The sequence below is a fragment of the Microbacterium sp. AC026 genome (assembly GCF_979258475.1).
Genome location: NZ_OZ409857.1, coordinates 3,169,255 through 3,191,170 on the forward strand (window position 1 = coordinate 3,169,255; position 21,916 = coordinate 3,191,170).

The following is a 21,916-nucleotide window of genomic DNA, read 5'->3' on the forward strand; positions in this document are numbered from 1 at the left end:
CTGATCCCCTCCAACTCCGGAAGGACCGTCGTGCCCGACGCTCCACGCACTGACTCCATCCCGACCGCCCCCGCTCCTGAGCGGACCGCCACGGGCAGCATCCGCATCCCGTCGTCGACGGGCGCGATCCGCACGCTCGGCTCGAACCCGGCCACCGCGCCGATCATGCTGCACCCCGGCGACTCGATCTCGAACGGCCGCCGAGCCCTGTACATCGTGCTGCTCGGCGCGCTCACCGCGCTCGGCCCGTTCACGATCGACCTGTATCTGCCTGCCTTCCCGGTGCTGGAGCAGGACTTCGAGACCACGGCGGCAGCGATCCAGCTGACCCTGACGGGCACGATGATCGGCTTCGCGCTCGGCCAGCTCGTCGTGGGGCCGCTCAGTGACAAAGTGGGCCGCCGTATCCCGCTGATCGTCGTGACAGCGCTGCACGTGCTCGCCAGTGCGGCGGCGGCGTACGCGCCCACCCTTCCGCTGCTCAGCGGCGCCCGCGTGTTGATGGGCGTGGGAGCGGCCGCGGGCGGCGTCGTCGCCATGGCCATCGTCCGCGATCTGTTCGGCGGCCGCAGGCTCGTGGTGATGCTGTCGCGGCTCGCCCTCGTGTCGGGCGTCGCCCCGGTGATCGCCCCGCTGATCGGCTCATGGCTGCTCACGCTGATGCCGTGGCGCGGCATCTTCGTCGTGCTGGCCCTGTACGGCGTCGTGATGCTCGTGTCGGCCATCGTCTTCATCCCCGAGACGCTGCCGATCGCACGCCGCCAGGAGAAGGGCGGCGCGACAGTTATGCAGCGCTACCGATCGGTGTTCTCCGATCGCGTCTTCATCGGCGTGCTGATCATCGGGGGCATGACCTTCTCGGGTCTGTTCTCGTACCTGTCGGCCTCGCCGTTCCTGTTCCAGCAGACGCACGGGCTCGACGCGCAGCAGTACGGTCTCCTGTTCGCGGTCAACTCGCTCGGTGTCGTCGCCGGCGTGCAGACGGCCTCGCGACTCGCCGCGCGCTTCGGACCGCAGTGGGTCATGGCCTACTCGACGGCGGTCCTGCTTCTCGCGGGTATCGCCATCATCGTGACCGATCAGCTCGGCCTCGGGCTGTGGGGCACGGTCATCCCGCTGTTCGTCTTCATGACGGCCTGCGGCTTCACCTTCCCGAACGTGCAGGTGCTCGCTCTCGACAGGCACGGCAAGGCGGCGGGCACTGCGGCGTCCGTGATCGGAGCCACGAACTTCGGCGTCGCAGGGCTGATCTCGCCGGTCGTCGGCTGGGTCTCTCAGGGTGCGGGGATCACCGCCACGACCATGGCCTCCGTGATGGTCGGATGCGCGGCCATCGGGGTCCTGTCACTGTGGCTGATCGTGCGTCCACGGACTGTCGGCATGCTGGCTCCCTGACTTTCAGCTTCCGACCGGCAGAATGGTTCGATGAGATCACGAACGCTGCTGTGGTGGGGAATAGGGATGCTCGTCGCGGCGACGCTCCTCGGAGCGGCGATCGTGTTCGGGTACACCGAGCCTCCCGGCTTCGACACCTGGTGGAACGAGACGATCAGCACGTACCGCACCGACGCGATGCTGTCGTTCGCGTTGGTGCTGAACAGCATCGGCGGCGGGTGGATAGCGATCCTGCTCGTTCCGCTGCTGCTGATCACCGCTCTTCTCGTGGCTCGGCGATGGCAGGCCGCCGTGTTCGCCGCTGTGGCGTTCCTCGCGAGCGCCGGCGCCGTGCAGCTGCTGAAGCACCTGTTCGGACGAGCGCGCCCGGAGGACATGATCGTCGTGAGCGACTACGGATCGTTCCCCTCGGGGCACGCCGCCAACGCGGCGACGATCGCGATGGTCCTGTGGCTGGTCTTCCCTCGCGTGTGGACCGCGATCCTCGGCATCCTCTGGGTGGTCGCGATGGCGCTCTCGCGTACTCTCCTGTCGGTGCACTGGGCCACCGACACGCTGGGCGGTGCGCTGGTCGGCGCCGGCGTCGTTCTCGTGCTGGGGGCCTGGCTGCTGCCGTGGGTGCAGTCGACGTCGCAGCGGGACGACCCCGCAGTCGCGCCGGTAGGCTGACACCGTCCACATCGCATCGAGGAGCAGCATTGTCGCGCATCCGTCCGTATCGTCCGTCCGACCGCGCCGCCCTCTACGACGTCTGCGTCAGGACTGCGGATGCCGGAGCCGACGCGACCGGGATCTTCTCGGACGACTCGCTCTGGGGCGATCTCTTCGCCGTGCCGTACGTCGAACGCCACCCCGACCTCGCCTGGGTCGTCGAGACCGACGACGAGCGCGTGATCGGCTACATCGTGGCGACGGACGACACGGATGCCTTCGCGACCTGGTTCCGCGACGAGTGGTGGCCTAGGCGACAGGAGCGGTACCCGAGGGTCGACGAGCCGAGCACCCGTGAGGATCGCATGATCGAATACGGCTATGCGCAGGCCCCGGGCCGGGACGCGAACGCGGAGGAGTACCCCGCGCACCTGCACATCGACCTCCTGCCCGAGACCCAGGGTCAGGGACTCGGGCGCCAGCTGATCGAGACGCTCTTCAGCGAACTGCGCCGCCGCGGAGTGCGGGGGCTGCATCTGGGCATGGACCCGAACAACACGGGCGCCGCCGCCTTCTACAAGCGGCTGGGCATGACACCGCTCCCTGCGGAGCCCGGCGGACAGAGCTTCGGCGTGACGTTCGACTGAGCTCTCTGTCGGGCGCCGCGACTCCGGTGCTCGCTGCGCTCGCGCCTCCCCGAATCCCACGGTGCTCGATAAAAGCATGAAGGGCCCCGCTGGCGCGGAGACCCTTCATGCTTTTTGGCGGTGACGGCGGGATTCGAACCCGCGGTTGCTTGCACAACACACGCTTTCCAAGCGTGCTCCTTCGGCCGCTCGGACACGTCACCAAGGAACAACCTGAACAGTCTATCCGATCGGGTGGGCAGCCCATGACCAGCTCGTGTGAGGAGCATCATCCGGCGGGATGCTGCTCCACCGGTATGCGATCCGTCCGAGCCTTGCGCCCGCAAAGCGATGCTCTCTAGCCTCGAACGTAGACACTTTGCGGTCATATAAGAGCGCACGGCCAGGGTGTGTGAGCCCGGCCGCGCAGCCGACACCGATCGGCGAACTCGTCTCGGAAGGACGTTCATGGCGACAGACCCTCTGCCCACCGTGGCCAGCACTCCTGTGCGCACCGCGTTGCGCCTGGCACACTCCCGCGCTCTCGCAGACCTCGGCCTCGATGCGATCGGCCGTTCCCGCTTCGGATGGCGCGACCGGTCGATCGGCTCAGCCGTCGAACGGGCCGGCTCCTCATACTGGTTGCGAGTCGTCTGGGCTCGAAGCGAGTGGGCGAGGAGCTCGTGGTGGGTCGGCAACCAGGACGCGATGACCATCACCGGGGTCGAGAAGCCCCGACTGATCGACGCGCGGGCGTGGGAGGAAGGACCGCTGGTGTATCGGGCCGACCTCATGAGCCTGCTTCCCGGTCGGGTGTGCGCTCCGACATCCGTGCTCGAGCGGACGCCCGGGCTGGACGAGACGTGGTGGACCGCGCTCGAACGCAACCTCGACGCCGTCGCGGCGACGCCGACGGAGCGCACCGTGCTCGATTCCGAGATCATGCGCCGCAGGATCGGCGTGTTCTTCGGCATCGACCTCGACGTCGACCAGGACGACTGGGTGGCGAGCCACGGCGACCTGCACTGGAACAACCTTCACCGGGAGCCGTTCGCGATCGCCGACTGGGAGTCCTGGGGTCTGGCGCCGCGCGGCTATGACCCGGCGTTCCTGCTCGGACACTCCCTGGCCGTTCCGCACGTGGCAGATCAGATCGCGCGGCGATTCCGTCGGGACCTCGAGACCGAGAGCGGCATCGTCTCTCAGCTGTACGTGATGACGAAGCTGCTCACGCGTGCGGACGCCGGAGAGCACGTCGGACTCGTGCCCGCGGTGCATCGTCACGTCGGGCGGCTTCTCGGCACTCGGGTGCCGCTGCGGCGTCGGGCTCCCGCTCGTGCGACGTAGGATCTCTGGGTGGCAACCCCCAAGATCGTCCTCTTCTACGTCTTCACCCCGCTCGCCGATCCGGATGCGATCCGGGTGTGGCAGCGCGACCTCGGCGAAGCGCTCGGGCTGCGCGGACGGCTCCTCATCTCGAAGGACGGAGTCAACGGCACGTTGGGCGGTGACCTTCTGGCGCTGAAGAAATGGGCGCGGTCATTCCGGTCTTATGCGCCGTTCAAGAACGCCGACATCAAGTGGAGCGAAGGCACCGGCGTCGACGCCGATGGTCGTAGCGTCGACTTTCCGAAGCTCAGCGTCAAGGTGCGCGACGAGATCGTGTCGTTCGGAGCACCGGGCGAATTGCGGGTCGATGAGAACGGCGTCATCGGCGGCGGCACTCGGCTCACACCGGAAGAGCTGCACGAGCTGATGGGGGAGCGAGGCGACGAGGTCGTGTTCTTCGACGGACGCAACGCGCTCGAGGCGCAGATCGGCCGCTTCCGGGGAGCGGTCGTTCCCGACACCGAGACGACTCGCGACTTCGTGCAGCTGCTCGACTCGGGTGCCTACGACGACCTCAAAGGCAAGCCGGTCGTCACCTACTGCACGGGCGGCATCCGCTGCGAGGTGCTCTCGAGCCTGATGACAGCCCGCGGGTTCGGCGAGGTGTACCAACTCGAGGGCGGCATCGTCCGCTATGGCGAGCAGTACGGTGACGACGGCCTCTGGGAGGGGTCGCTCTACGTGTTCGACAAGCGCGGCTCCGTCGACTTCTCCGACCACGCGGCCGTCATCGGCGAGTGCGTCGGCTGCGGTGTGCCGACCAAGCGCACCGCGAACTGCCCGGACCCCGCCTGCCGCACCCAGTTCGTCGTCTGCGAATCCTGCGACTCGGTGCGCTGCGAGCTGCACGCCGCCTGATCCCCTCGCCACCACCTTCGGCAGTCGCGGTACTACTCAGACGAGCAGCGGCACGTCGGTGCGGCGGCTGACGAAGAGCGATCGCGGCAGCAGGAACGCGTGGACCCTCGTCCAGCGATCGACGCTGCGGCGCAGTTGAGCCGTCACATCGATCAGAGCGGCGTCGAGATCTCGGGCCGCGCTCGCCGAGGGGCGCGCATAGCTCGCCTGCTCGACTGCGGCGACGAGCACTCTGATGGCGTCGGCATTCACGCCGCTGTCTCTCACGAGGTCATCGCCGCGCATGCGAGGGGTCTCGGCGTCCGACAGGGGTACGCGCAGATCCTGCATGGTCGCCCGCAGCTCGGCCCACGCGGCTCCGGCGTCACCGTCCCGCGCGCGCCCGCGTCGCGCGAACCGCAGCGCGAGACGAGCGAATGCGGGCATCAGCAGCACCACCAGCACCCCGAGAGTCGTCAGCACGACGGGAGTGGGGTCGAGCTGACGACGCTCCCCGGTCGCGCCGGCGTTGTCGCCGGCATCCTCACGCTCGAGCTCCGGTCCCGAGGTCTGCTCGGTGCTGGGAGCCGCCGTCGGAGCGGGCGTCGCGGCGCCGCCCGTGCCCCCGCCCGTCGTCGCCGCGGCGCTGAAGGCCGTCGGAACCCCGAGAGACGCCGTCGGTTCGAACGGGACCCAGCCGACGCCGGGGAAGAGGACCTCGGGCCATGAGTGCAGCTGGTCGCTCGAGACCGAGTACACCGCCTCATCGCCGCGCGTCGTCTCGGTCAGCGCACCGGGAAGGTAACCGACGACGATGCGCACCTCCATGTCGAGGCTCTCCGCCATGAGCGCGAACGCCCCGGCGAAGTGGATGCAGTATCCCGACCGCACCTCGAGGAACTCGGCGACCGCATCGGCTCCGGTGCCGTCGAAGCCCTCATCGACAGGGGTCTCGAGAGAGTAGGCGAACTGGCTCCGGAACCACGACTGGAGCGCGACCAAGCGGTCGTAGTCGTTCGTGGCGTCCGCCGTGACCTCGGCCGCCGTCTCGCCGATCACGTCCGGCAGGTCGACCGGCTCGGCATCGGGGTCGACGATCGGCGAAGCGGCGGGAAGCGCGCGGATCTGCTCGAGAGTCGGTGAGACCTCGAGCGACCGCACCGTGTAGTCGTTGCCGACGGCATCCCCGTTGCGAGACGCGAGAGTGCGGTTCTCGGGGCTCACCCGCCAGGCGGCGGAAAGTCCCTGCACGCCGGTCGCGGGGTACGGCACGGGGAGCCATGAACTCGACATCCGGATCACGCGGATGGAGGTGTTCTGGTCGGTCGTCTCGATGTCGTCCGCCCACTCGTCGGGGCCGAATCCCTCGCTCTGCGCCTGCAGGTCGCCGCGATCGGGCTCCCACACGCGCCCGTCGAACGACGACAGCGTCGTGAGTCGCAGGTAGGGCGCGGTGTCCGCCGTCGTCGCCAACGTGAGCACCTCGACAGGGTTCGGCTGTCGCAGGTCATCGCCGAGGCGCAGCGACGCATCGACGGTGACCCCCGTACCTGTACCCGTGAGAGTGGCCGAGACCGGCAGCACCGGTGCGACGATCACCGTCGCCGCGAGCGCAGCGACGCCGACGCCGGCGGCGACCGCCACGGATGTCCGCCGCGGCGAATCGGGATTCTGCGCCGCCGTGTACCGCAGCAGCACGAGGATCAGGATGCCGAGCAGCACGAACCAGACGACGTTCACACCCCCGAGAGTGGCGATCATCGGCATGGATCCGACGACGGCGGTGAGGAGGCTGGCGAGGATCGCGCCGCGCTGGGCGACGAGCTGGTCGAGCAGGATGGCGACGACGCCGAACCCCAGGCCCATCACCGCCTGGAGCCCCGGTGATGCGGCGAGCGGGGCCGAACCGAACGCGATCTCCTCCCAGGCAGCGGCTGCGAGAGCCTGGAAGGTGTAGAACGTCGCTTCGGTGGGCACGACGCCGAACACCGCGGTGTCGCCCGCGACGAGCAGGACGACGGTGCCCATCACCACCAGGATCTGGACGGCGATCGTGACGAGGTCGCGTGCCCAGGCCGGACGGCCGCGCATCAGCGTGCGACACGTCATGCCCGTGAGCGCCGTGACGACGATCACGGCGAGGACCGCGAACGACCAGCTGCCGGGTTCGATGACCGAGGTGAACGGCCACATCGCGACGAGCCCGGCCGCCGCAGCCAGCACCGACGGCAGGACGGTGCCGACGGGCAGCTCATGCTCGCGGTGCCACGCCAGGCGGGATCCGCGTTCGGCCTGTCGTTCAGCTCGGGACATCGGTCGCTCCCCGGTGGTCCGCGGTGCCGCCGATGCGGTCGGGCAGCACGTCCTCCCACGCCTCTGCGATGTCGTCGCCGAGTCTCGCGAAGCGCCAGCCGTTCCGCTCGGCCGCCGCGACGACGCCGGTGCCCGGTGCGGTCGCGAACAGCATCGGCGCTGCCGCTCCGGACGGGCGCAGCAGGGCGACATCCTCGTCGTCGATCTCGCCTGTGATGTAGACGAGCGGACCCGGAGGTGTGCCACCGACCAGAGTCGGGAGGTCGCGGGGCTCGCCGCGCGGGCCGACCAGCGCGAGGGCGACGAGAAGGCCGTCCCGATCGTCTTCGTGGCCGCGCAGCGTGCCCAGCAGAGTCCCGCCGCTGTCGATCACATCGACGCCGTATCCCTCCTGCACGAGGTGCACGGCGACGGAGGCGCACATCGACACCGCGGTCTCGAAAGCGGGGTCCTCGGCATCACCCGGGCGCGCCCAGCGTGCGGCGCTGCGGTCGAGGATCACGAGAGCGTCGGGGCTGGACTCCTCCTCTTCCTGCCGCACCATCAGCTGTCCGCGATGCGCGGTCGCCCGCCAATGGATGCGGCGCATCGAGTCGCCCGGGATGTAGCGGCGCGGCGAGAGATTGTCGCTGCCCTGCCCGAGCCGGCTCGAGGACGTGTGCGCGGTCCCGCCGGCGGCCCCGACCTTGACGGTCAGCGGCGCGAGCGTGAACACCTCAGGGACGACGGTGACCGTGCGCGTCTCGCCGAACGCCTGCTCGCGCTGCGCGAGACCGAACGGGTCGACGGTGCGCACCACCAGTGGGCCGATCGGCCACACGCCGCGACGGACGCCGGTGATCAGATAGGTCAGCTGGCCGGTCTCGGACGGGTACTCGCCCGCCGAGTCGCCGCTCACCGCGGGCGGTAGCACGTCGCGCCAGAGGCCGCGGGGAACGCGCAGGGCCCGCAGGGTGAAGCGCAGGGTCACTCGCGAGGTCTCCGACACGGTCAGCAGGTCGGTCGAGACCTGCCGCGTGACGGTGCCCGTGCGCCGCGGCAGTCGCACGACGAGAACCGAGAAGACGGTGAGCACGAGAAGGAGGATGCCGATGTAGAGGAGGATCGGCGCGCCCAGCATGTTCGCCGCGATCAGGCAGCCGAGACCGGAGAGGAGCGCACCCGTTCCCCGCAGGGTGAGGGTTCGACGGCGAGGCATGGCGAGCGGCGGGTCAGGAGCGCGCGGTCACGGGCACCCGCACGCGCTCGACGATCTGCCGCAGAGCCGCCTCGACCGGCTGGGCTCCGGCGCGGTGCGCGCCGCGGGCGGGAAGGAGTCGGTGGGCGAAGACCGGGACGATCAGCGCGGTCACGTCGTCCGGGATCACGAAGTCGCGTCCGTCGAGCGCCGCCCACACCTTCGCGGCGCGGATCAGCTGAAGAGTCGCCCTCGGGCTCGCACCCAGGTGCAGATTGGGGTCGGCTCGGGTGGCCTGCGCCAGAGCGACCGTGTACTCCTCGAGCGCCGGAGCGACATGCACGGAGCGCGCCCAGGCGATCAGTCCCGAGATCGACGCCGCGTCGGCGACCGCTCGCACCGCGGCGAGCGGGTTCACGGTGTCTCGCTGTCGCAGCATGAGCGCCTCGGCCGCCGCATCCGGGTAGCCCATCGAGATGCGCATCATGAAGCGGTCGCGCTGTGCTTCGGGCAGCGCATAGGTCCCCTCCATCTCGAGCGGATTCTGGGTCGCGACGACCAGGAACGGATCGGGCAGCATGTGGGTCGACCCGTCGACCGTCACCTGCCCCTCCTCCATGGCCTCGAGCAGCGCCGACTGCGTCTTGGGCGACGAGCGGTTGATCTCGTCGGCGATCACGATGTGCGCGAACACGGCGCCGCGTTTGAACTCGAACTCGCGATCGACGGGGTTGTAGACGCTCACGCCCGTCACATCGCCGGGGAGGAGGTCGGGAGTGAACTGGATGCGGCGGACGGTCGCGTCCACGCTTGCGGCGAGCGCGCGTGCCAGCATCGTCTTGCCGACGCCTGGCACGTCCTCGATCAGCAGGTGTCCCTCGGCGAGCAGGCACACGAGCGCGCTCCGCACGGCATCCGGCTTGCCGTCGATCACCCGTCCGACGGACTCGACGATGGCAGACGTCTGCGCGGCGAACTGCTCGGCGTCGACGACGGCCGGGATCAGGGGCGGGTTCTCTGGCATGCGTTCCCTCTCGCGTGGGCGCTGCGGTGCGCGTGAACCGATCGTAACCCGGCTGCCTACGGTTGGGGTGAGAACCGGCGTCGGGCATCAGCCCCAGACACGAGCCCGGGGTTCTGCGGGGTCCACCCGGCGGTCGGCGCTGCGCGCGACACGCAGCAGGGCGAGTCCCTGCACCCCGCTCAGCTCGTGCAGTGAGCACGTGCCGATCAGGGCCCGCCAATGGTCGCAGAAGCGCTCGGCGTCTCCGCGCCGCCGGGCGATCAGGCGAGGCACAGCGAGAAGCGTGCGTCCGGGGAGAGGCGGTCGGCGAGGCGTTCGAGCACCCGGACCCGCGGCAGCCCGGCCGCGTCGATGCGCAGCAGGAACCGGGGTGTGCGCACCGGTGCGAAGAGCTCCTCGACGGCATCGGCGATCACGCGTGCGTCCGAGACGGAGCCGCCGAGCTCGATGCGGATGCGGGTGGGGTCGGCGTCGTCCGGCCGCGCAGTGATCGCTGACTCGTCGATCCGCCCGACGCGTCCTGCCTCCTCCAGCGTGCGGGCGACGGCGACCGCCGCGGCTCGGTAGATCTCGGCCGGCCTCGAGCGATCGCGCAGAGAGCGGACGAGCATGCGCACAGCGGATGCCGTCGCAGCGACAGCGCCCCCGATCAGCGCGAGCGCGACCCCGAAGGCAGGGGCGAAGGAGACCCCGAAGAGCGCGAGCACGGTGACGAGCATGCCTATCGTCGCGGCGCCGGCGAGGAAGCCGCCGACCGCTCCCGCCCTCGCCGTCTGCGCGGCGCGAAGCAGTGGGGCGCGGGTCGTCCGACGGATCGACACCGTCTCCCGTTCGTGGGCACGGTACGGCTCGCCGATCCGCCACTCCTCCCTCGTCCGACTCCGAGAGGGCCACTGCGCGCGCACGAGGGCGCCGAGATCCGCGATCGTCGTCGACGGGTCCTTGTCGAGCACACGAGTCCACGCCTCGACGGCGGGTGCGGTGAGTGCATGACCCAGTCCGCTGACGATCCGGCCGTCGCCCTCGGCGCTCAGCCCCCACAGATGCGAATGCCGACGACGGAGTCGCAGGGACTCGGACGCATCGTCGAGGTCGACGTGCGACGGGATCAGGCAGACGACCGACCAGTTGTGCGCGACCTTCTCGGGCCATGCCGGATCGAGCCTCAGGGTGCGCCCCCGCAGCTGCTGGGTGCCGGATGAGGTGGCCACGGTCGTGAGATCGACGAGGGTGTTCACCGACGGGCAGTCCCAGCCTTCGCCGAGCAGCCCCCGGGTGCCGACGAGCAGGCGCACATCGCCTCGGCGGATCAGCTCGGACACGGCCGCGACGACTCGTCCGCTTCCGGCGGCGCGCACCTGCAGGTCGCGCACGGGACCGATGCCCTCCGCGATGCCGACCGGCTCGCCGAGCAGTTCGCCGAGCGCGACCGCGATGTCGGCGGCGTCGTCGGCGCGGACACGCAGGTGCTGCGAGGTCAGCAGCACGGGGCGCAGTCGGGAGGTGACAGCGTCGACGGCGAGGAGGCCGAACGTGCGGAGCGCCCCGGCGGGTGCGTCACCGGCCAGACCGCGGCTGTTGCCGTGCTCGACGAAATCGGTCACGACGACCGCGCGGATCCGATCGCCGTCGGCGCCGGCGAGTTCTCGCTGGAGGATCTCGACGGCCGCGTGGTCCTTGGCGGCGGAGAACGCCAGAGTGGTCTCGATCGGGTTGCGGCCGCGTCGGATACCCCGGTCGGTCAGCGCGTACCCGAAGTCCGCGAGCGAGCGCCGCACGTACTCCCACTGGCGCACGGCAGAGGGATCCGAGAGCAGCCGTGCCTGGGCGAACCGTGACAGGACCGTCAGCAGGTCGTCGGTCGTGCATCGGTCGAGCAGGGCCGGCGGGATGGAGGCGATGAGCGGATGCTGCGGAGAGACCTCGCGCAGCACGAGAGCGCATGACCGGGTGAGGGCGAAGTCCGTCGCGAAGGCCCGGTCGAGGCGGGCGAGCGGAGTCTCGGCGAGAGAGGCGTCCTGCGGCTCTGCGGGTTGGAGGTGATGCTCGAGGTACGACAGCGCGTCGGAGGTCGACAGCACCTGCGTGATCAGGTCGTGCAGTAGCGATTCGTGCCGTCGGATGAACGCGGCCTCTGCGGGCAGGGGCTCGGTGAACATCACGTGATCGCGATACGGAGCCAGGTGGCCCTCCTTGACCACCGCCGGTGTCGGCACCTCGTAGTCGACCTCGCCGAGCAGGTGGCTGTAGTTCTCGTACTCGGTCTCGTCGTCGGGCGACGGCAGGGTCGCGGTGAGGCCGATCAGCGTCGGCTCCGCGCCGCTCTCTCGGATGCGGGCGACCAGATAGGCCACCACGATCGCCCAGTGGTCGAGCAGATGATGGCACTCGTCGAGCACGACCGTGCGCACCCCCGCCTCGACGAGTCGGTCGATGAGCGCGACGGCGTTCGGGTGCAGCACGCGAGCGAGCTCCGAAGGGCGCTGGCGGGTGAAACGCGAACGCAGTCGGCGCGCACGACTGCGGATGCCGGAGCGGTGGCGGGCGGGGTTGTCGACCGCCAGCTCGGCGAGCCACGTCGCGGCATCCGCCTCGCTGCGGCCGCTCGCGACGAGTTCCTCCGTCCAGATCGCCCTGGCGAGGTCGTCGAAGGGTGAGCCGTCTCCCGTCACGCTGAGCAGCTGATAGGTGAGCACCGTCAGGTCGCCGAGACGCTCGGGATCATCCGAGACGCCCGCCGCGTCCGGCGCCAGCTCCGACGCGGTGCGCACCCACTGATGGCGGATGGTCACCGTCGGCGACAGCACGAGAGTGCGGTGACCTTCGCGTGCGGCGAGCAGCAGGCCCAGCAGCGTCTTCCCGGAGCCTGGCGGGGCGACGATGTGCAGCGGGGCTGGGCCTCCCGGAGGGATCCGGTCGAGGACCTCGGCCTGGTAGGTGCGCAGCGTGCCCGGAAAATGCCACGTCGACAGGGGAGGGGCGGCGACGGGATCCATGACCTGCCCAGTCTGTCAAAGAGCAGGGGCAGACATCGGCTAGACTTGTCGACGGCTCTCCGCGTGGCGGCATCCAGGCCAATTCCCCCAGGGCGGAAACGCAGCAAGGGTAACCGGGCTCTGCTGGGTGCGCGGAGGGTCACTTTCTTTTGTCAGGGTCCTCCGGGGCAGTCCTGACAGGATCGTGACGTGACAAGGCCAGATGTGACCCGCACCGCCGACTCCCCGCGCTCCAGCGCTCTCGGCCGTTTCGCGGCGCCTCTGCTGCTCGTCGCCCTGATGTGGCTCGTGCAGCTCGTCGACGCGATCCTCCCCGGGTCCTTCACGGGCTTCGGTCTTCGGTCCTGGGACCTCTCGGGTCTCGGGGGCATCGTGGTCGGGCCTCTCCTGCACGCGGATTGGGCGCACCTGATCGGCAACACCGTGCCGCTTCTCGTGCTCGGCAGCCTCGTCGCTGTCGAAGGCGCCCGCAGGTTCTGGACCGTCACCGCATTCGCCGCCGTGGTCGGCGGCCTCGGCACATGGCTCGTGAACGCGCCAGGAGCATTGACCGTCGGGGCATCAGGACTCGTCTTCGGATACTTCGGATACACCGTGATGCGGGTCTTCGCGCCGGGACGAGTCGCTCATCGCGTGCTCTATGCGATCGTCGCGCTCATCGTGATCGGACTCTACGGCGGCTCGATGCTCGCCGGCGTCGTCGGCGTTCGCGAGGGCATCTCGTGGCAGGCGCATCTGTTCGGTGCGATCGGGGGCGGCCTCGCCGCGTTCGTCGGCAGAGGCGGACGCGAGACCCGCAGCGTATGAGCTCTCGGGGCGCGACCACGAGGAAGACGCCGTCGACGAGGAAGACGGCGGCTCGCAGGAAGGCAGGCGCCCGCAAGGCGACTGACGGCAAGACGGCGAGTCGGCAGCGCGCACGCACGCACCGCGCGTCGCCGCGACGTCGAGCGCAGCGGCGGATGCGGCGGGCGAAGGTGCTGCGACGCGTCGCACTCTCTGCGGCGGCGGTGATCGTGGTCGCGCTCGCCGCGGTGCTGATCCCGCTGGGACTCGCCCACGAGAAGCCGCTGGCGATCTGCATCTCCGATCCGACCACGTTCCCGGAGGCGGGTGTCGCGGGCTGGCAGGGGGAGCAGCTCGAGAACGCCGCGACCATCATGCAGACGGCGACCGCGCTCGGCTTCGGTCGAGACGGGCAGATCCTGGGCGTCATGACGGCGATGGGCGAGAGCAGCCTGAACAACATCGACTACGGCGACTGGGAGACGAGCGGGTTCACGAACCCCGATGGCAGCCGGACGACGAGCATCGGACTCTTCCAACAGCAGCACTGGTGGGGTTCGGCCGAGCAGCGCATGGACCCGGCGACCGCCGCGACGCTGTTCTACGAGCGCCTCGCGAGAGTCCCCGACTGGCAGTCGATGGATCCGTCGCTCGCGATCCACCGGGTGCAGATCAACCTCGACCCCACCTATTACACGCGCTACGCCTCTGACGCCGCAGCCGTGGTCGATGCGCTCTCGCCGCCCTGCTGAGCTGTTTCGCACGGCTGTCAACCCAGCGAGATCATGAGGTCGTGCACCTAGGGTGGGACTGTGGCGCAGAGCATCTACATCACCTCGGCCGAAGGCCATACCGGTAAGTCGACCATCGCCCTCGGCGTGCTCGACGCGCTCATGCGCGTCACCCCGCGGGTCGGCGTCTTCCGCCCGATCGCCCGGTCGGTGACCGAGCGCGACGACGTGCTCGAGCTGCTGCTCGCACACGACGGGGTGCACCTCGACTACGAGGACTGCATCGGCGTGACCTACGACGATGTGCGAGACGACCCCGACCGGGCGCTGTCGACCATCGTCGCCCGGTTCAAGGCGGTCGAAGCCCAGTGCGACGCGGTCGTCATCATCGGCAGCGACTACACCGATGTCGCCAGCCCCGCAGAGCTGGGGTACAACGCCCGGATCGCCGCGAACCTGGCGGCGCCCGTGCTGCTCGTGCTCAGCGGTCGCGATCAGCAGCGGCAGGCCGAGCAGCTGGGCACGACCACCGCCCGCACTCCCGCCGCGGTCGGACAGATCGGGGCGCTCGCGCTCGCCGAACTCGAGGTCGAGCGTGCGGAGCTGTTCGCGATCATCGTGAACCGGGCCGACCCCGATCGGCTCGACGACATCGAACAGGCCGTCGCGGCGGTGCGCCCGCAGAAGACCACGCCGGTGTGGGCGATCCCCGAGGACCGCACCCTGGTGGCACCGTCGATCGACGGCATCCTCGCCGCGGTCGACGGCCGGCTCATCAAGGGTGACCGCGACCGTCTCGCACGCGAGGCGCTGACGATCGTCGTCGCGGGCATGTCGATGGTGAACGTGCTTCCCCGGCTCACGGAGGAGTCGGTCGTGGTGATCCCCGCCGACCGCACCGAGGTGCTGCTCGCGACGCTGCTCGCGGATGCGTCCGGCACGTTCCCCCGAGTCGCCGGCATCATCCTGAACGGCCCCTTCCCGCTTCCCGAGCCGATCGTCCAGCTGCTCGACGGCTTCACCTCGACCGTGCCGATCATCGCGACCGACCTCGGCACCTACGACACCGCGGTGCGCGTGATGGGGGCCCGTGGCCGCATCTCGCCCGAGTCGCGGGGCCGCTACGACCGGGCGCTGGGGCTCTTCCAGACCCACGTCGACATCGCCGAGCTCACCACTCAGCTGGGTCTCGCGGAGTCGCGCGTCGTCACTCCGCTGATGTTCGAGTACGGCCTCATCGAACGAGCACGCTCCGACCGTCGACGCATCGTGCTGCCGGAGGGCGATGACGACCGCATCCTCCGAGCGGCGGCGACCCTGTTGGCCCGGGAGGTCGCGGATCTCACGATCCTCGGCGACGAGTCGGCGGTCAGGGCTCGGGCGGTCGAGCTGGGCGTCGACATATCGGCGGCCCAGGTGATCAGCCCGAACGATCCCGAGATGGTCGAGCGCTTCGCGGCCGAGTACGCGCGGCTGCGGGCGCACAAGGGCATCACGCTGGCCCAGGCCGCCGACACGGTCACCGACGTGTCGTACTTCGGCACGATGATGGTCCACCTGGGCCTCGCGGACGGCATGGTCTCGGGTGCCGCGCACACGACGGCGCACACGATCCGCCCGTCGTTCGAGATCATCAAGACCAAGCCGGGCGTCACCGTCGTGTCGAGCGTCTTCCTCATGGCGCTCGCCGACCGGGTGCTCGTCTACGGCGACTGCGCGGTGATCCCGGATCCGACGAGCGAGCAGCTGGCCGACATCGCGATCTCGTCGGCAGCGACCGCACAGCAGTTCGGCATCGAGCCGCGCATCGCGATGCTGTCGTACTCGACGGGGAGTCCGGCTCGGGTGCCGACGTCGACAAGGTCAGAGCCGCGACCGCACTCGTGCACGAGCGTGCACCCGAGCTGCTCGTCGAAGGCCCGATCCAGTACGACGCCGCGGCCGACGCAGCGGTGGCGAAGGCGAAGCTCCCCGACTCGGCGGTGGCAGGGCGAGCGACCGTCTTCGTCTTCCCCGACCTGAACACCGGTAACAACACGTACAAGGCGGTGCAGCGATCGGCGGGTGCCGTCGCGATCGGCCCCGTGCTGCAGGGTCTCAACAAGCCGATCAACGACCTCTCGCGCGGTGCCCTGGTCGACGACATCGTCAACACCGTCGCGATCACGGCGATCCAGGCGCAGTCCGAAGGAGCGACCGCATGAGCGCGATCCTCGTCATCAACAGCGGTTCCTCGTCACTCAAGTACAGCCTGATCGACATCGAGAACGAGAACGAGCTCGCGACGGGACTCATCGACCGGATCGGACAGGACCTCAGTGCCGTCCGCCACACGGTGCGTCCGGATGCCGGAGGGGATGCCGTCGTCACGATGCTCGACGCCTCGTACGACTCCGAGCAGCCCGTTGCCGATCACGATGCCGCGTTCACGGTGATGCTCGACCAGTTCGCCGAGCACGGTCCGCTGCTCGACGAGCATCCGCCCGTCGCAGTCGGCCACCGGGTGGTGCACGGCGGGGCACGGTTCTACGCACCCACCCTCGTCACACCGAACGTCGAGGAGCAGATCGAGGAGCTCTCGGTGCTCGCCCCCTGCACAACCCCGCGAACCTCGCCGGGATCGTCGCGGCGAGGGCGGTGTTCTCCGGCGTCCCGCACGTCGCCGTGTTCGACACGGCGTTCCATCAGACACTGCCTCCGGCCGCCTACACCTATGCGATCGACGCAGAGCTCGCCGCGAAGCACCGGGTGCGCCGATACGGATTCCACGGCACCAGCCACCAGTTCGTGAGCGAGTCGGCCGCCGCGTTCCTCGGGCGCGACCTGGGCACACTCCGCCAGCTCGTCTTCCATCTCGGCAACGGCGCCTCGGTGACCGCGATCGAGGGTGGCCGATCGGTGGAGACCTCGATGGGGCTCACTCCGCTCGAGGGGCTCGTCATGGGGACCCGGTCCGGCGATCTCGATCCTGCGGCCCTCGTGCACCTCTCGCGTCGAGCCGGGTACTCGATCGACGATCTCGATGCGCTCCTCAACACGCGCAGTGGGCTCAAAGGCCTCGCAGGGCGCAGCGACATGCGCGACATCCTCGCGGGCAGGGAAGCGGGAGATGCGGCGGCGACGCTCGCGTTCGACGTCTACATCCACCGGCTCAGGGCGTATGCGGGGTCGTACATCGCGCAGCTCGGCGGAGTCGACGTGATCTCCTTCACCGCGGGGGTCGGCGAGAACGCAGCGGCCGTGCGCGCGGAAGCGATGGCGACGCTCGGATTCGCCGGCGTGGAGATCGATCACGGGCGCAATGCCGCACGCCAGCGCGGAGTCCGGCGGATCTCGACGGACGCGTCCAGAGTCGCTGTGCTCGTGGTGCCCACGAACGAAGAGCTCGAGATCGCCCGGCAGACGTTCCGTCTGCTCTGACCGATACGCCCTCGGGGGTTACCGCTCGGTGCCGAGCCGCACTACGCTTGCACAGTGGCACGGAGAGGTGCCGGAACCCTCGTCCTTCTCCTGGAGGCTGCTGTGCCCGAAGCCCTGCCCGATCCGCTCCGCGCCGAAGGCGTCCTGTTCGATCTCGACGGCGTGCTGACGCCGACCGCCGAAGTGCACATGCGCGCGTGGAAGGTCGTCTTCGACGACGTGTTCGAGCGCTGGGGCATCACTCCTCCGTATTCGGATGCCGACTACTTCGACTACGTCGACGGCAAGAAGCGCTATGACGGCGTGGCCAGTCTGCTGCGCAGCCGCAACGTCGAGATCCCCTGGGGTGCGGTCGACGACCCGCCCGAGGCCGAGACGATCTGCGGCATCGGCAACCGCAAGAACGCCGCGTTCGCCGAGTCCCTGCGTGGCGAGGGCATCGCCCCGTTCCCCGGATCGCTCGCACTCGTCGAGAAGCTCTCCGCCGCCGGTATCCCGCTCGGTGTCGTCTCGAGCTCCAAGAACGCCGAAGAGGTGCTGGCTGCCGCCGGCATCCGCTCGTTCTTCCGCATCGTGGTCGACGGTGTCGTCGCAGAGCGCGAGAACCTCGCCTCCAAGCCCGCCGCCGACATGTTCAGCGCCGGCGCCGTGGCGCTGGGCGTCGACCCGGCCCGCAGCATCGCCGTCGAGGACGCGACCTCGGGCGCGGCCTCTGCCGCCGCAGCCGGATTCGCGACCGTAGTCGGCGTCGACCGCGGCACCGGGGCCGACGCGCTGCGCGCCGCCGGCGCGACGGTCGTCGTCGACGATCTCGACGTGTTCCTCGACCCCGCGGCCGACGAGTCCGCGCCGTCCGACTCCGCCGCTCAGGCACCCCGCTCCGACAACGAGGAGACCGCATGATCGACCGCGACCGCTTCCCCGTAGACCCCTGGCGCCTCATCGAGACGCGTTACTCCGAAGACGGGGTCGCCGAGACCCTGTTCGCCGTCGGCAACGGCTACCTCGGACTCCGGGGCAACCACATCGAGGGGCGCGGCGCCCACGAGCACGGCACCTTCATCAACGGACTGCACGAGACGTGGCCGATCCGGCACGCCGAGCAGGCCTACGGCTTCGCCGAGGTGGGGCAGACGATCGTCAACGCCCCCGACGCCAAGGTCATGCGCGTCTATGTCGATGACGAGCCGATCTCGTTCGACGAGGCGGACGTGCGCGAGTACCGCCGCACGCTCGACATGCGCACCGGCGTGCTCGAGCGCACCGTGGTGTGGGAGACCCCGTCGGGCAAGCGCGTGCGGATGCGCGACGAGCGCATCGTCAGTTTCGAGGAGCGCCACCTCGCCGTGCTGCGACTCGAGGTCGTCGTCGAGAACGCCGACGCCCCGGTCACCGTCAGCTGCCAGATGATCAACCGCCAGGACGGTGCCGGCGTGTACGCGGGCACCCCGAACCAGGCCAAGGGCGGATTCGATCCGCGCAAGGCCGAGAAGATCGCCGAGCGCGTGCTCGAGCCCGGCGAGTACTGGCAGGACGGACTGCGCTCCGCGCTGTCCTACAGCGTCGCGGCATCAGGCATGACGGTCGCAGTGGTCGCCGACCACATCATCGAGACCGAGAACGACTACACCTCGCGCACTCTCATCGAGGCGGACATCTCGAAGAACGTGTTCCGGGTGCAGGCGAAGGCCGGGGTGCCCATCACGGTCACCAAGCTCGTCAGCTACCACACCTCCCGCGGTGTGCCGGCCCGTGAGCTCGTCGACCGCTGCCGTCGATCCCTCGACCGCGTCGCGGTCGAGGGCGTCCAGGCGCAGTTCGATCGACAGGCCGAGTGGCTCGCTGCCTTCTGGGCTCGCAGCGACGTGCAGATCGGCGGACAGGACGACATCCAGCAGGCGACCCGCTGGTGCCTCCTGCAGCTCGCACAGGCCTCGGCCCGCGCCGACGGAACCGGCGTGCCCGCGAAGGGCGTCTCGGGGTCGGGATACAGCGGACACTACTTCTGGGACACCGAGATCTACGTGCTCCCGTTCCTCACCTACACGTCGCCGCAGTGGGCGCGCAACGCGCTCCGGGCGCGAGTGCTCATGCTTCCGGCGGCTCGCCGACGGGCCGCGCAGCTCAACGAGGCGGGCGCGCTGTTCCCGTGGCGCACGATCAACGGCGAAGAGGCCTCCGCCTATTACGCGGCCGGCACGGCGCAGTACCACATCAACGCCGACGTCAGCTTCGCGCTCGGCAAGTACGTGCGCGCGACGGGCGACGACGACTTCCTGCGGCGTGAGGGCATCGACATCGCGATCGAGACGGCGCGACTGTGGGCGACACTCGGGTTCTGGCGCACCTCGCGCCTCGTCGCCGACACGAAGGACGACGACGGCATCGAGACCTTCCACATCCACGGTGTGACAGGTCCTGACGAGTACACCACCGTCGTCAACGACAACCTCTACACGAACGTCATGGCGCGCTACAACCTGCGCTACGCGGCGAAGGTCGTGCGTGAGGCGCAGGAGGCCAACGGCGAGGAGTTCGCCAGGGTCGTCGAGCGCACCGGACTCGCCGAGGGCGAGGCGGAAGGCTGGGAGCGCGCCGCCGACGCGATGTTCATCCCGTTCAGCGAACGGCTCGGCATCCACCCGCAGGACTCGCTGTTCCTCGAGCGCGAGGTCTGGGATCTGGCGCACACGCCGAAGGAGCAGCGACCGCTGCTGCTGCACTTCCACCCGCTCGTCATCTACCGGTTCCAGGTGCTCAAGCAGGCGGATGTCGTGCTCGCGCTGTTCCTGCAGGGCAACCACTTCACGCCGGAGGAGAAGAAGGCCGACTTCGACTACTACGACCCGCTGACCACGGGCGATTCGACGCTGTCGGCCGTCGTGCAGTCGATCCTCGCCGCCGAGGTGGGCTACCAGGATCTCGCTCTGCAGTACTTCCGGCAGTCGCTGTTCGTCGACCTGCACGACCTGCACCACAACGCGGCGGACGGTGTGCACGTCGCGTCGGCCGGAGGCGTGTGGACCGCTCTCGTCTGCGGTTTCGGCGGTATGCGCGACTATGCCGGCGAGCTCAGCTTCGACCCGCGGCTGCCCGCCGACTGGCCGTCGCTGTCGTACCCGCTGCAGTGGCAGGGGGCCTCTCTGCAGGTCACGCTCACGACGGGTGAGCTGCGCGTGCGAGTGCTCTCCGGAGACCCGGTGCCGTTCACGCTGCGCGATGTGGCATACATCGCCACGACCGAGCAGGAGGTCGTCGTCCCACTCGCGGATCAGGGACCGCTCATCCCCGGTCGCCCGTCGCTGCGGCAGTTCGCCGACGCGCTGCGCGAGGACGGCACGCGGCTGTCCGCATCCGTCCCGGTGATCACGACCGCCATCCCCATCATCGAGCCGATCGACTGAGGTGCTGACCACCGCAGCGCTGTTCGGACTCGCGCCCGCGCTGCTGCTGCTCGTGCTCGCGGTGGTCGAGCGGGCGCGCTCGGTGCAGCGCGTCGCGTCCCCGGTGCGCGGTTCAGCCCGGCCGAGGGTGCGACCGTGCTGCACGACGCGCTACTGCTGAACGCGGATCGGAAGGCCGTAGCCGCCGCGCTGATCGATCTGGCCGTGCAGCGCAAGGTACGGCTGCTGGTCGACGCCGACGCGGCGACGACCGGCAGGTCGCACCGGCGTGCACCCGTCGGCATGGAGGTCGTCGACGGTGCGACGTTCACGTCCGAGGAGCTCAGCGTGCTCGAGGCGCTGTTCGGGCCGGATCACACCCCGGGGCGGGTGCGACGGTTCAGTGCGGATGCCCGGGCTCTGCACCGCCGGGTGCGCGGTGTCCTCGACGAGGCGGAGAAGCGGCTCGCGGCCGCGGGGCTCATCGACCGGAGTCGACGCGGGTGGGCCACGTTCCTGATCCGCGTCGCCGCGGTGCTGGTGGGCGGCATCTGCCTTCTGCTGCTCATCGCCGCCTGGTCGGTGAGCGAGCCGGGTGCGGCTCTCTACGCCGTGCTGGTCGTCGGCCTGATCGCGGCGGTCGCGGCGATCGTGGTCGCTCCGCGGGCGTGGCGCCGGTTCCGCCCTGCGGCGCAGCCGCTGCGCGCGCACCTCGCCGGGATGCGCGAGTACATCGCCCTCGCCGAGGCGGAGCCGCTGCGGTTCTCGCAGTCGACAGACGGGGCGGATCTGCGGGCGGACGTCTCGTCGGCGGCGTCGGCGGAACGACTGCAGAGGTTCCTGCTGAACGAGCGACTGCTGCCCTACGCGGTGCTCTTCGGTCTGGAACGGTCATGGACGGCTGTGCTGCAGACCGAGTCGCAGGCCCTGCGGGTCGCCGAGGGGATCGAGGGCGCGATGGAGGTCGCGGGAGCCGTGGTCGAGGTGATCGAAGCGGTGGGTGGCGTCGTGCATCTGGTGAGCGCGGTCGGCGAGCTGGTCGACGCGACGGGCGGGGTCGTCGAGGTGGTCGGCGGCGTCTTCGAGGCCGCGTCGTCGTGAGCCTTCGCCGAACCTCGGCCGTCTCAGCGGCGCGTCGGGGATCCCGGGCGCGATCGTCGGCGCTCGTCTGCCTGAACGTCCGTGGCA

Annotated in this window: 16 protein-coding genes, 1 tRNA gene, 1 other RNA gene and 2 pseudogenes; 14 read left to right on the top strand and 6 right to left on the bottom strand. The window is 69.8% G+C overall.

What is annotated here, in order from left to right:
* Positions 1 to 30 precede the first annotated feature (30 nt).
* Genes ACZZ93_RS16040 through ACZZ93_RS16050 form a run of 3 tightly spaced genes read left to right on the top strand, consistent with a single transcriptional unit; the run spans position 31 to position 2,693 of the window.
* On the top strand, positions 31 to 1,395 hold the full coding sequence (locus ACZZ93_RS16040) for a multidrug effflux MFS transporter (RefSeq protein WP_394194683.1): 1,365 nt from the start codon (positions 31 to 33) through the stop codon (positions 1,393 to 1,395).
* Positions 1,396 to 1,425: 30 nt separating this feature from the next.
* Entirely contained in the window at positions 1,426 to 2,064 is a 639-nt protein-coding gene (locus ACZZ93_RS16045; RefSeq protein ID WP_072591647.1) for a phosphatase PAP2 family protein, read from the top strand.
* 29 nt (positions 2,065 to 2,093) lie between these two features.
* Positions 2,094 to 2,693 (top strand): GNAT family N-acetyltransferase, encoded by a 600-nt coding sequence (locus ACZZ93_RS16050; protein WP_053097419.1) that lies wholly within the window; start codon positions 2,094 to 2,096, stop codon positions 2,691 to 2,693.
* 115 nt (positions 2,694 to 2,808) lie between these two features.
* On the opposite strand, the gene ACZZ93_RS16055 is transcribed toward ACZZ93_RS16050, so the two are convergent.
* A tRNA-Ser gene (locus ACZZ93_RS16055) sits at positions 2,809 to 2,896 on the bottom strand.
* 244 nt (positions 2,897 to 3,140) lie between these two features.
* Here ACZZ93_RS16055 and ACZZ93_RS16060 point away from each other — a divergent pair.
* Complete coding sequence (locus ACZZ93_RS16060) at positions 3,141 to 4,019, top strand: aminoglycoside phosphotransferase (RefSeq protein ID WP_157538284.1); 879 nt, start codon at positions 3,141 to 3,143, stop codon at positions 4,017 to 4,019.
* Between the two features lie 9 nt (positions 4,020 to 4,028).
* Positions 4,029 to 4,919, top strand: a complete 891-nt coding sequence (gene trhO / locus ACZZ93_RS16065) for an oxygen-dependent tRNA uridine(34) hydroxylase TrhO (RefSeq protein WP_072591645.1) — start codon at positions 4,029 to 4,031, stop codon at positions 4,917 to 4,919.
* Positions 4,920 to 4,955: 36 nt separating this feature from the next.
* On the opposite strand, the gene ACZZ93_RS16070 is transcribed toward trhO, so the two are convergent.
* The 5 genes from ACZZ93_RS16070 to ACZZ93_RS16090 form a co-directional block, all read right to left on the bottom strand.
* On the bottom strand, positions 4,956 to 7,211 hold the full coding sequence (locus tag ACZZ93_RS16070; RefSeq protein ID WP_463511557.1) for a transglutaminase TgpA family protein: 2,256 nt from the start codon (positions 7,209 to 7,211) through the stop codon (positions 4,956 to 4,958).
* Positions 7,198 to 8,409: a DUF58 domain-containing protein gene (locus ACZZ93_RS16075; RefSeq protein ID WP_463511558.1), complete on the bottom strand. Its 1,212-nt coding sequence runs from the start codon at positions 8,407 to 8,409 to the stop codon at positions 7,198 to 7,200. Before ACZZ93_RS16075 ends, ACZZ93_RS16070 begins: the two co-directional genes overlap by 14 nt.
* Positions 8,410 to 8,422: 13 nt before the next feature.
* A complete protein-coding gene (locus ACZZ93_RS16080) occupies positions 8,423 to 9,412 on the bottom strand; it encodes an AAA family ATPase (protein ID WP_056279820.1) in 990 nt (329 codons plus the stop codon).
* A gap of 87 nt (positions 9,413 to 9,499) precedes the next feature.
* Positions 9,500 to 9,685: a hypothetical protein gene (locus ACZZ93_RS16085; protein WP_463511559.1), complete on the bottom strand. Its 186-nt coding sequence runs from the start codon at positions 9,683 to 9,685 to the stop codon at positions 9,500 to 9,502.
* Entirely contained in the window at positions 9,673 to 12,408 is a 2,736-nt protein-coding gene (locus ACZZ93_RS16090; RefSeq protein ID WP_463511560.1) for a hypothetical protein, read from the bottom strand. Before ACZZ93_RS16090 ends, ACZZ93_RS16085 begins: the two co-directional genes overlap by 13 nt.
* A 50-nt stretch (positions 12,409 to 12,458) precedes the next feature.
* Here ACZZ93_RS16090 and ffs point away from each other — a divergent pair.
* The 9 genes and pseudogenes from ffs to ACZZ93_RS16135 all read left to right on the top strand — a co-directional run bounded on the left by ffs (position 12,459) and on the right by ACZZ93_RS16135 (position 21,829).
* Positions 12,459 to 12,555: signal recognition particle sRNA small type (ffs, locus tag ACZZ93_RS16095), an RNA gene on the top strand.
* Positions 12,556 to 12,597: 42 nt separating this feature from the next.
* Positions 12,598 to 13,215, top strand: coding sequence for a rhomboid family intramembrane serine protease (locus tag ACZZ93_RS16100; RefSeq protein WP_232224462.1), 618 nt, complete (start codon positions 12,598 to 12,600; stop codon positions 13,213 to 13,215).
* The gene (locus ACZZ93_RS16105) at positions 13,212 to 13,946 is read left to right on the top strand and encodes a hypothetical protein (protein ID WP_463511561.1); all 735 of its coding nucleotides are present in this window, start codon (positions 13,212 to 13,214) and stop codon (positions 13,944 to 13,946) included. The genes ACZZ93_RS16100 and ACZZ93_RS16105 overlap by 4 nt, the downstream gene beginning before the upstream one ends.
* A gap of 60 nt (positions 13,947 to 14,006) precedes the next feature.
* Positions 14,007 to 16,129 (top strand): annotated as a pseudogene (gene pta / locus ACZZ93_RS16110) (phosphate acetyltransferase).
* A pseudogene (locus tag ACZZ93_RS16115) lies at positions 16,126 to 17,345 on the top strand (acetate/propionate family kinase). Before pta ends, ACZZ93_RS16115 begins: the two co-directional pseudogenes overlap by 4 nt.
* A gap of 54 nt (positions 17,346 to 17,399) precedes the next feature.
* On the top strand, positions 17,400 to 18,248 hold the full coding sequence (locus ACZZ93_RS16120) for an HAD-IA family hydrolase (RefSeq protein ID WP_400341846.1): 849 nt from the start codon (positions 17,400 to 17,402) through the stop codon (positions 18,246 to 18,248).
* Positions 18,245 to 20,749 (top strand): glycoside hydrolase family 65 protein, encoded by a 2,505-nt coding sequence (locus tag ACZZ93_RS16125; RefSeq protein WP_463511562.1) that lies wholly within the window; start codon positions 18,245 to 18,247, stop codon positions 20,747 to 20,749. Before ACZZ93_RS16120 ends, ACZZ93_RS16125 begins: the two co-directional genes overlap by 4 nt.
* 1 nt (position 20,750) lies before the next feature.
* The gene (locus ACZZ93_RS16130) at positions 20,751 to 20,909 is read left to right on the top strand and encodes a hypothetical protein (protein WP_463511563.1); all 159 of its coding nucleotides are present in this window, start codon (positions 20,751 to 20,753) and stop codon (positions 20,907 to 20,909) included.
* Positions 20,885 to 21,829: a DUF2207 family protein gene (locus ACZZ93_RS16135; protein ID WP_463511564.1), complete on the top strand. Its 945-nt coding sequence runs from the start codon at positions 20,885 to 20,887 to the stop codon at positions 21,827 to 21,829. Before ACZZ93_RS16130 ends, ACZZ93_RS16135 begins: the two co-directional genes overlap by 25 nt.
* Positions 21,830 to 21,916: the final 87 nt, after the last annotated feature.

Bases quoted from the DNA above. Each gene is read 5' to 3' on its own strand.
- ACZZ93_RS16090 (WP_463511560.1), bottom strand. From the start codon at position 12,408: ATGGATCCCGTCGCCGCCCCTCCCCTGTCGACGTGGCATTTTCCGGGC.
- ACZZ93_RS16080 (WP_056279820.1), bottom strand. From the start codon at position 9,412: ATGCCAGAGAACCCGCCCCTGATCCCGGCCGTCGTCGACGCCGAGCAG.
- ACZZ93_RS16060 (WP_157538284.1), top strand. From the start codon at position 3,141: ATGGCGACAGACCCTCTGCCCACCGTGGCCAGCACTCCTGTGCGCACC.
- ACZZ93_RS16075 (WP_463511558.1), bottom strand. From the start codon at position 8,409: ATGCCTCGCCGTCGAACCCTCACCCTGCGGGGAACGGGTGCGCTCCTC.
- ACZZ93_RS16070 (WP_463511557.1), bottom strand. From the start codon at position 7,211: ATGTCCCGAGCTGAACGACAGGCCGAACGCGGATCCCGCCTGGCGTGG.
- ACZZ93_RS16125 (WP_463511562.1), top strand. From the start codon at position 18,245: ATGATCGACCGCGACCGCTTCCCCGTAGACCCCTGGCGCCTCATCGAG.
- ACZZ93_RS16045 (WP_072591647.1), top strand. From the start codon at position 1,426: ATGAGATCACGAACGCTGCTGTGGTGGGGAATAGGGATGCTCGTCGCG.
- ACZZ93_RS16105 (WP_463511561.1), top strand. From the start codon at position 13,212: ATGAGCTCTCGGGGCGCGACCACGAGGAAGACGCCGTCGACGAGGAAG.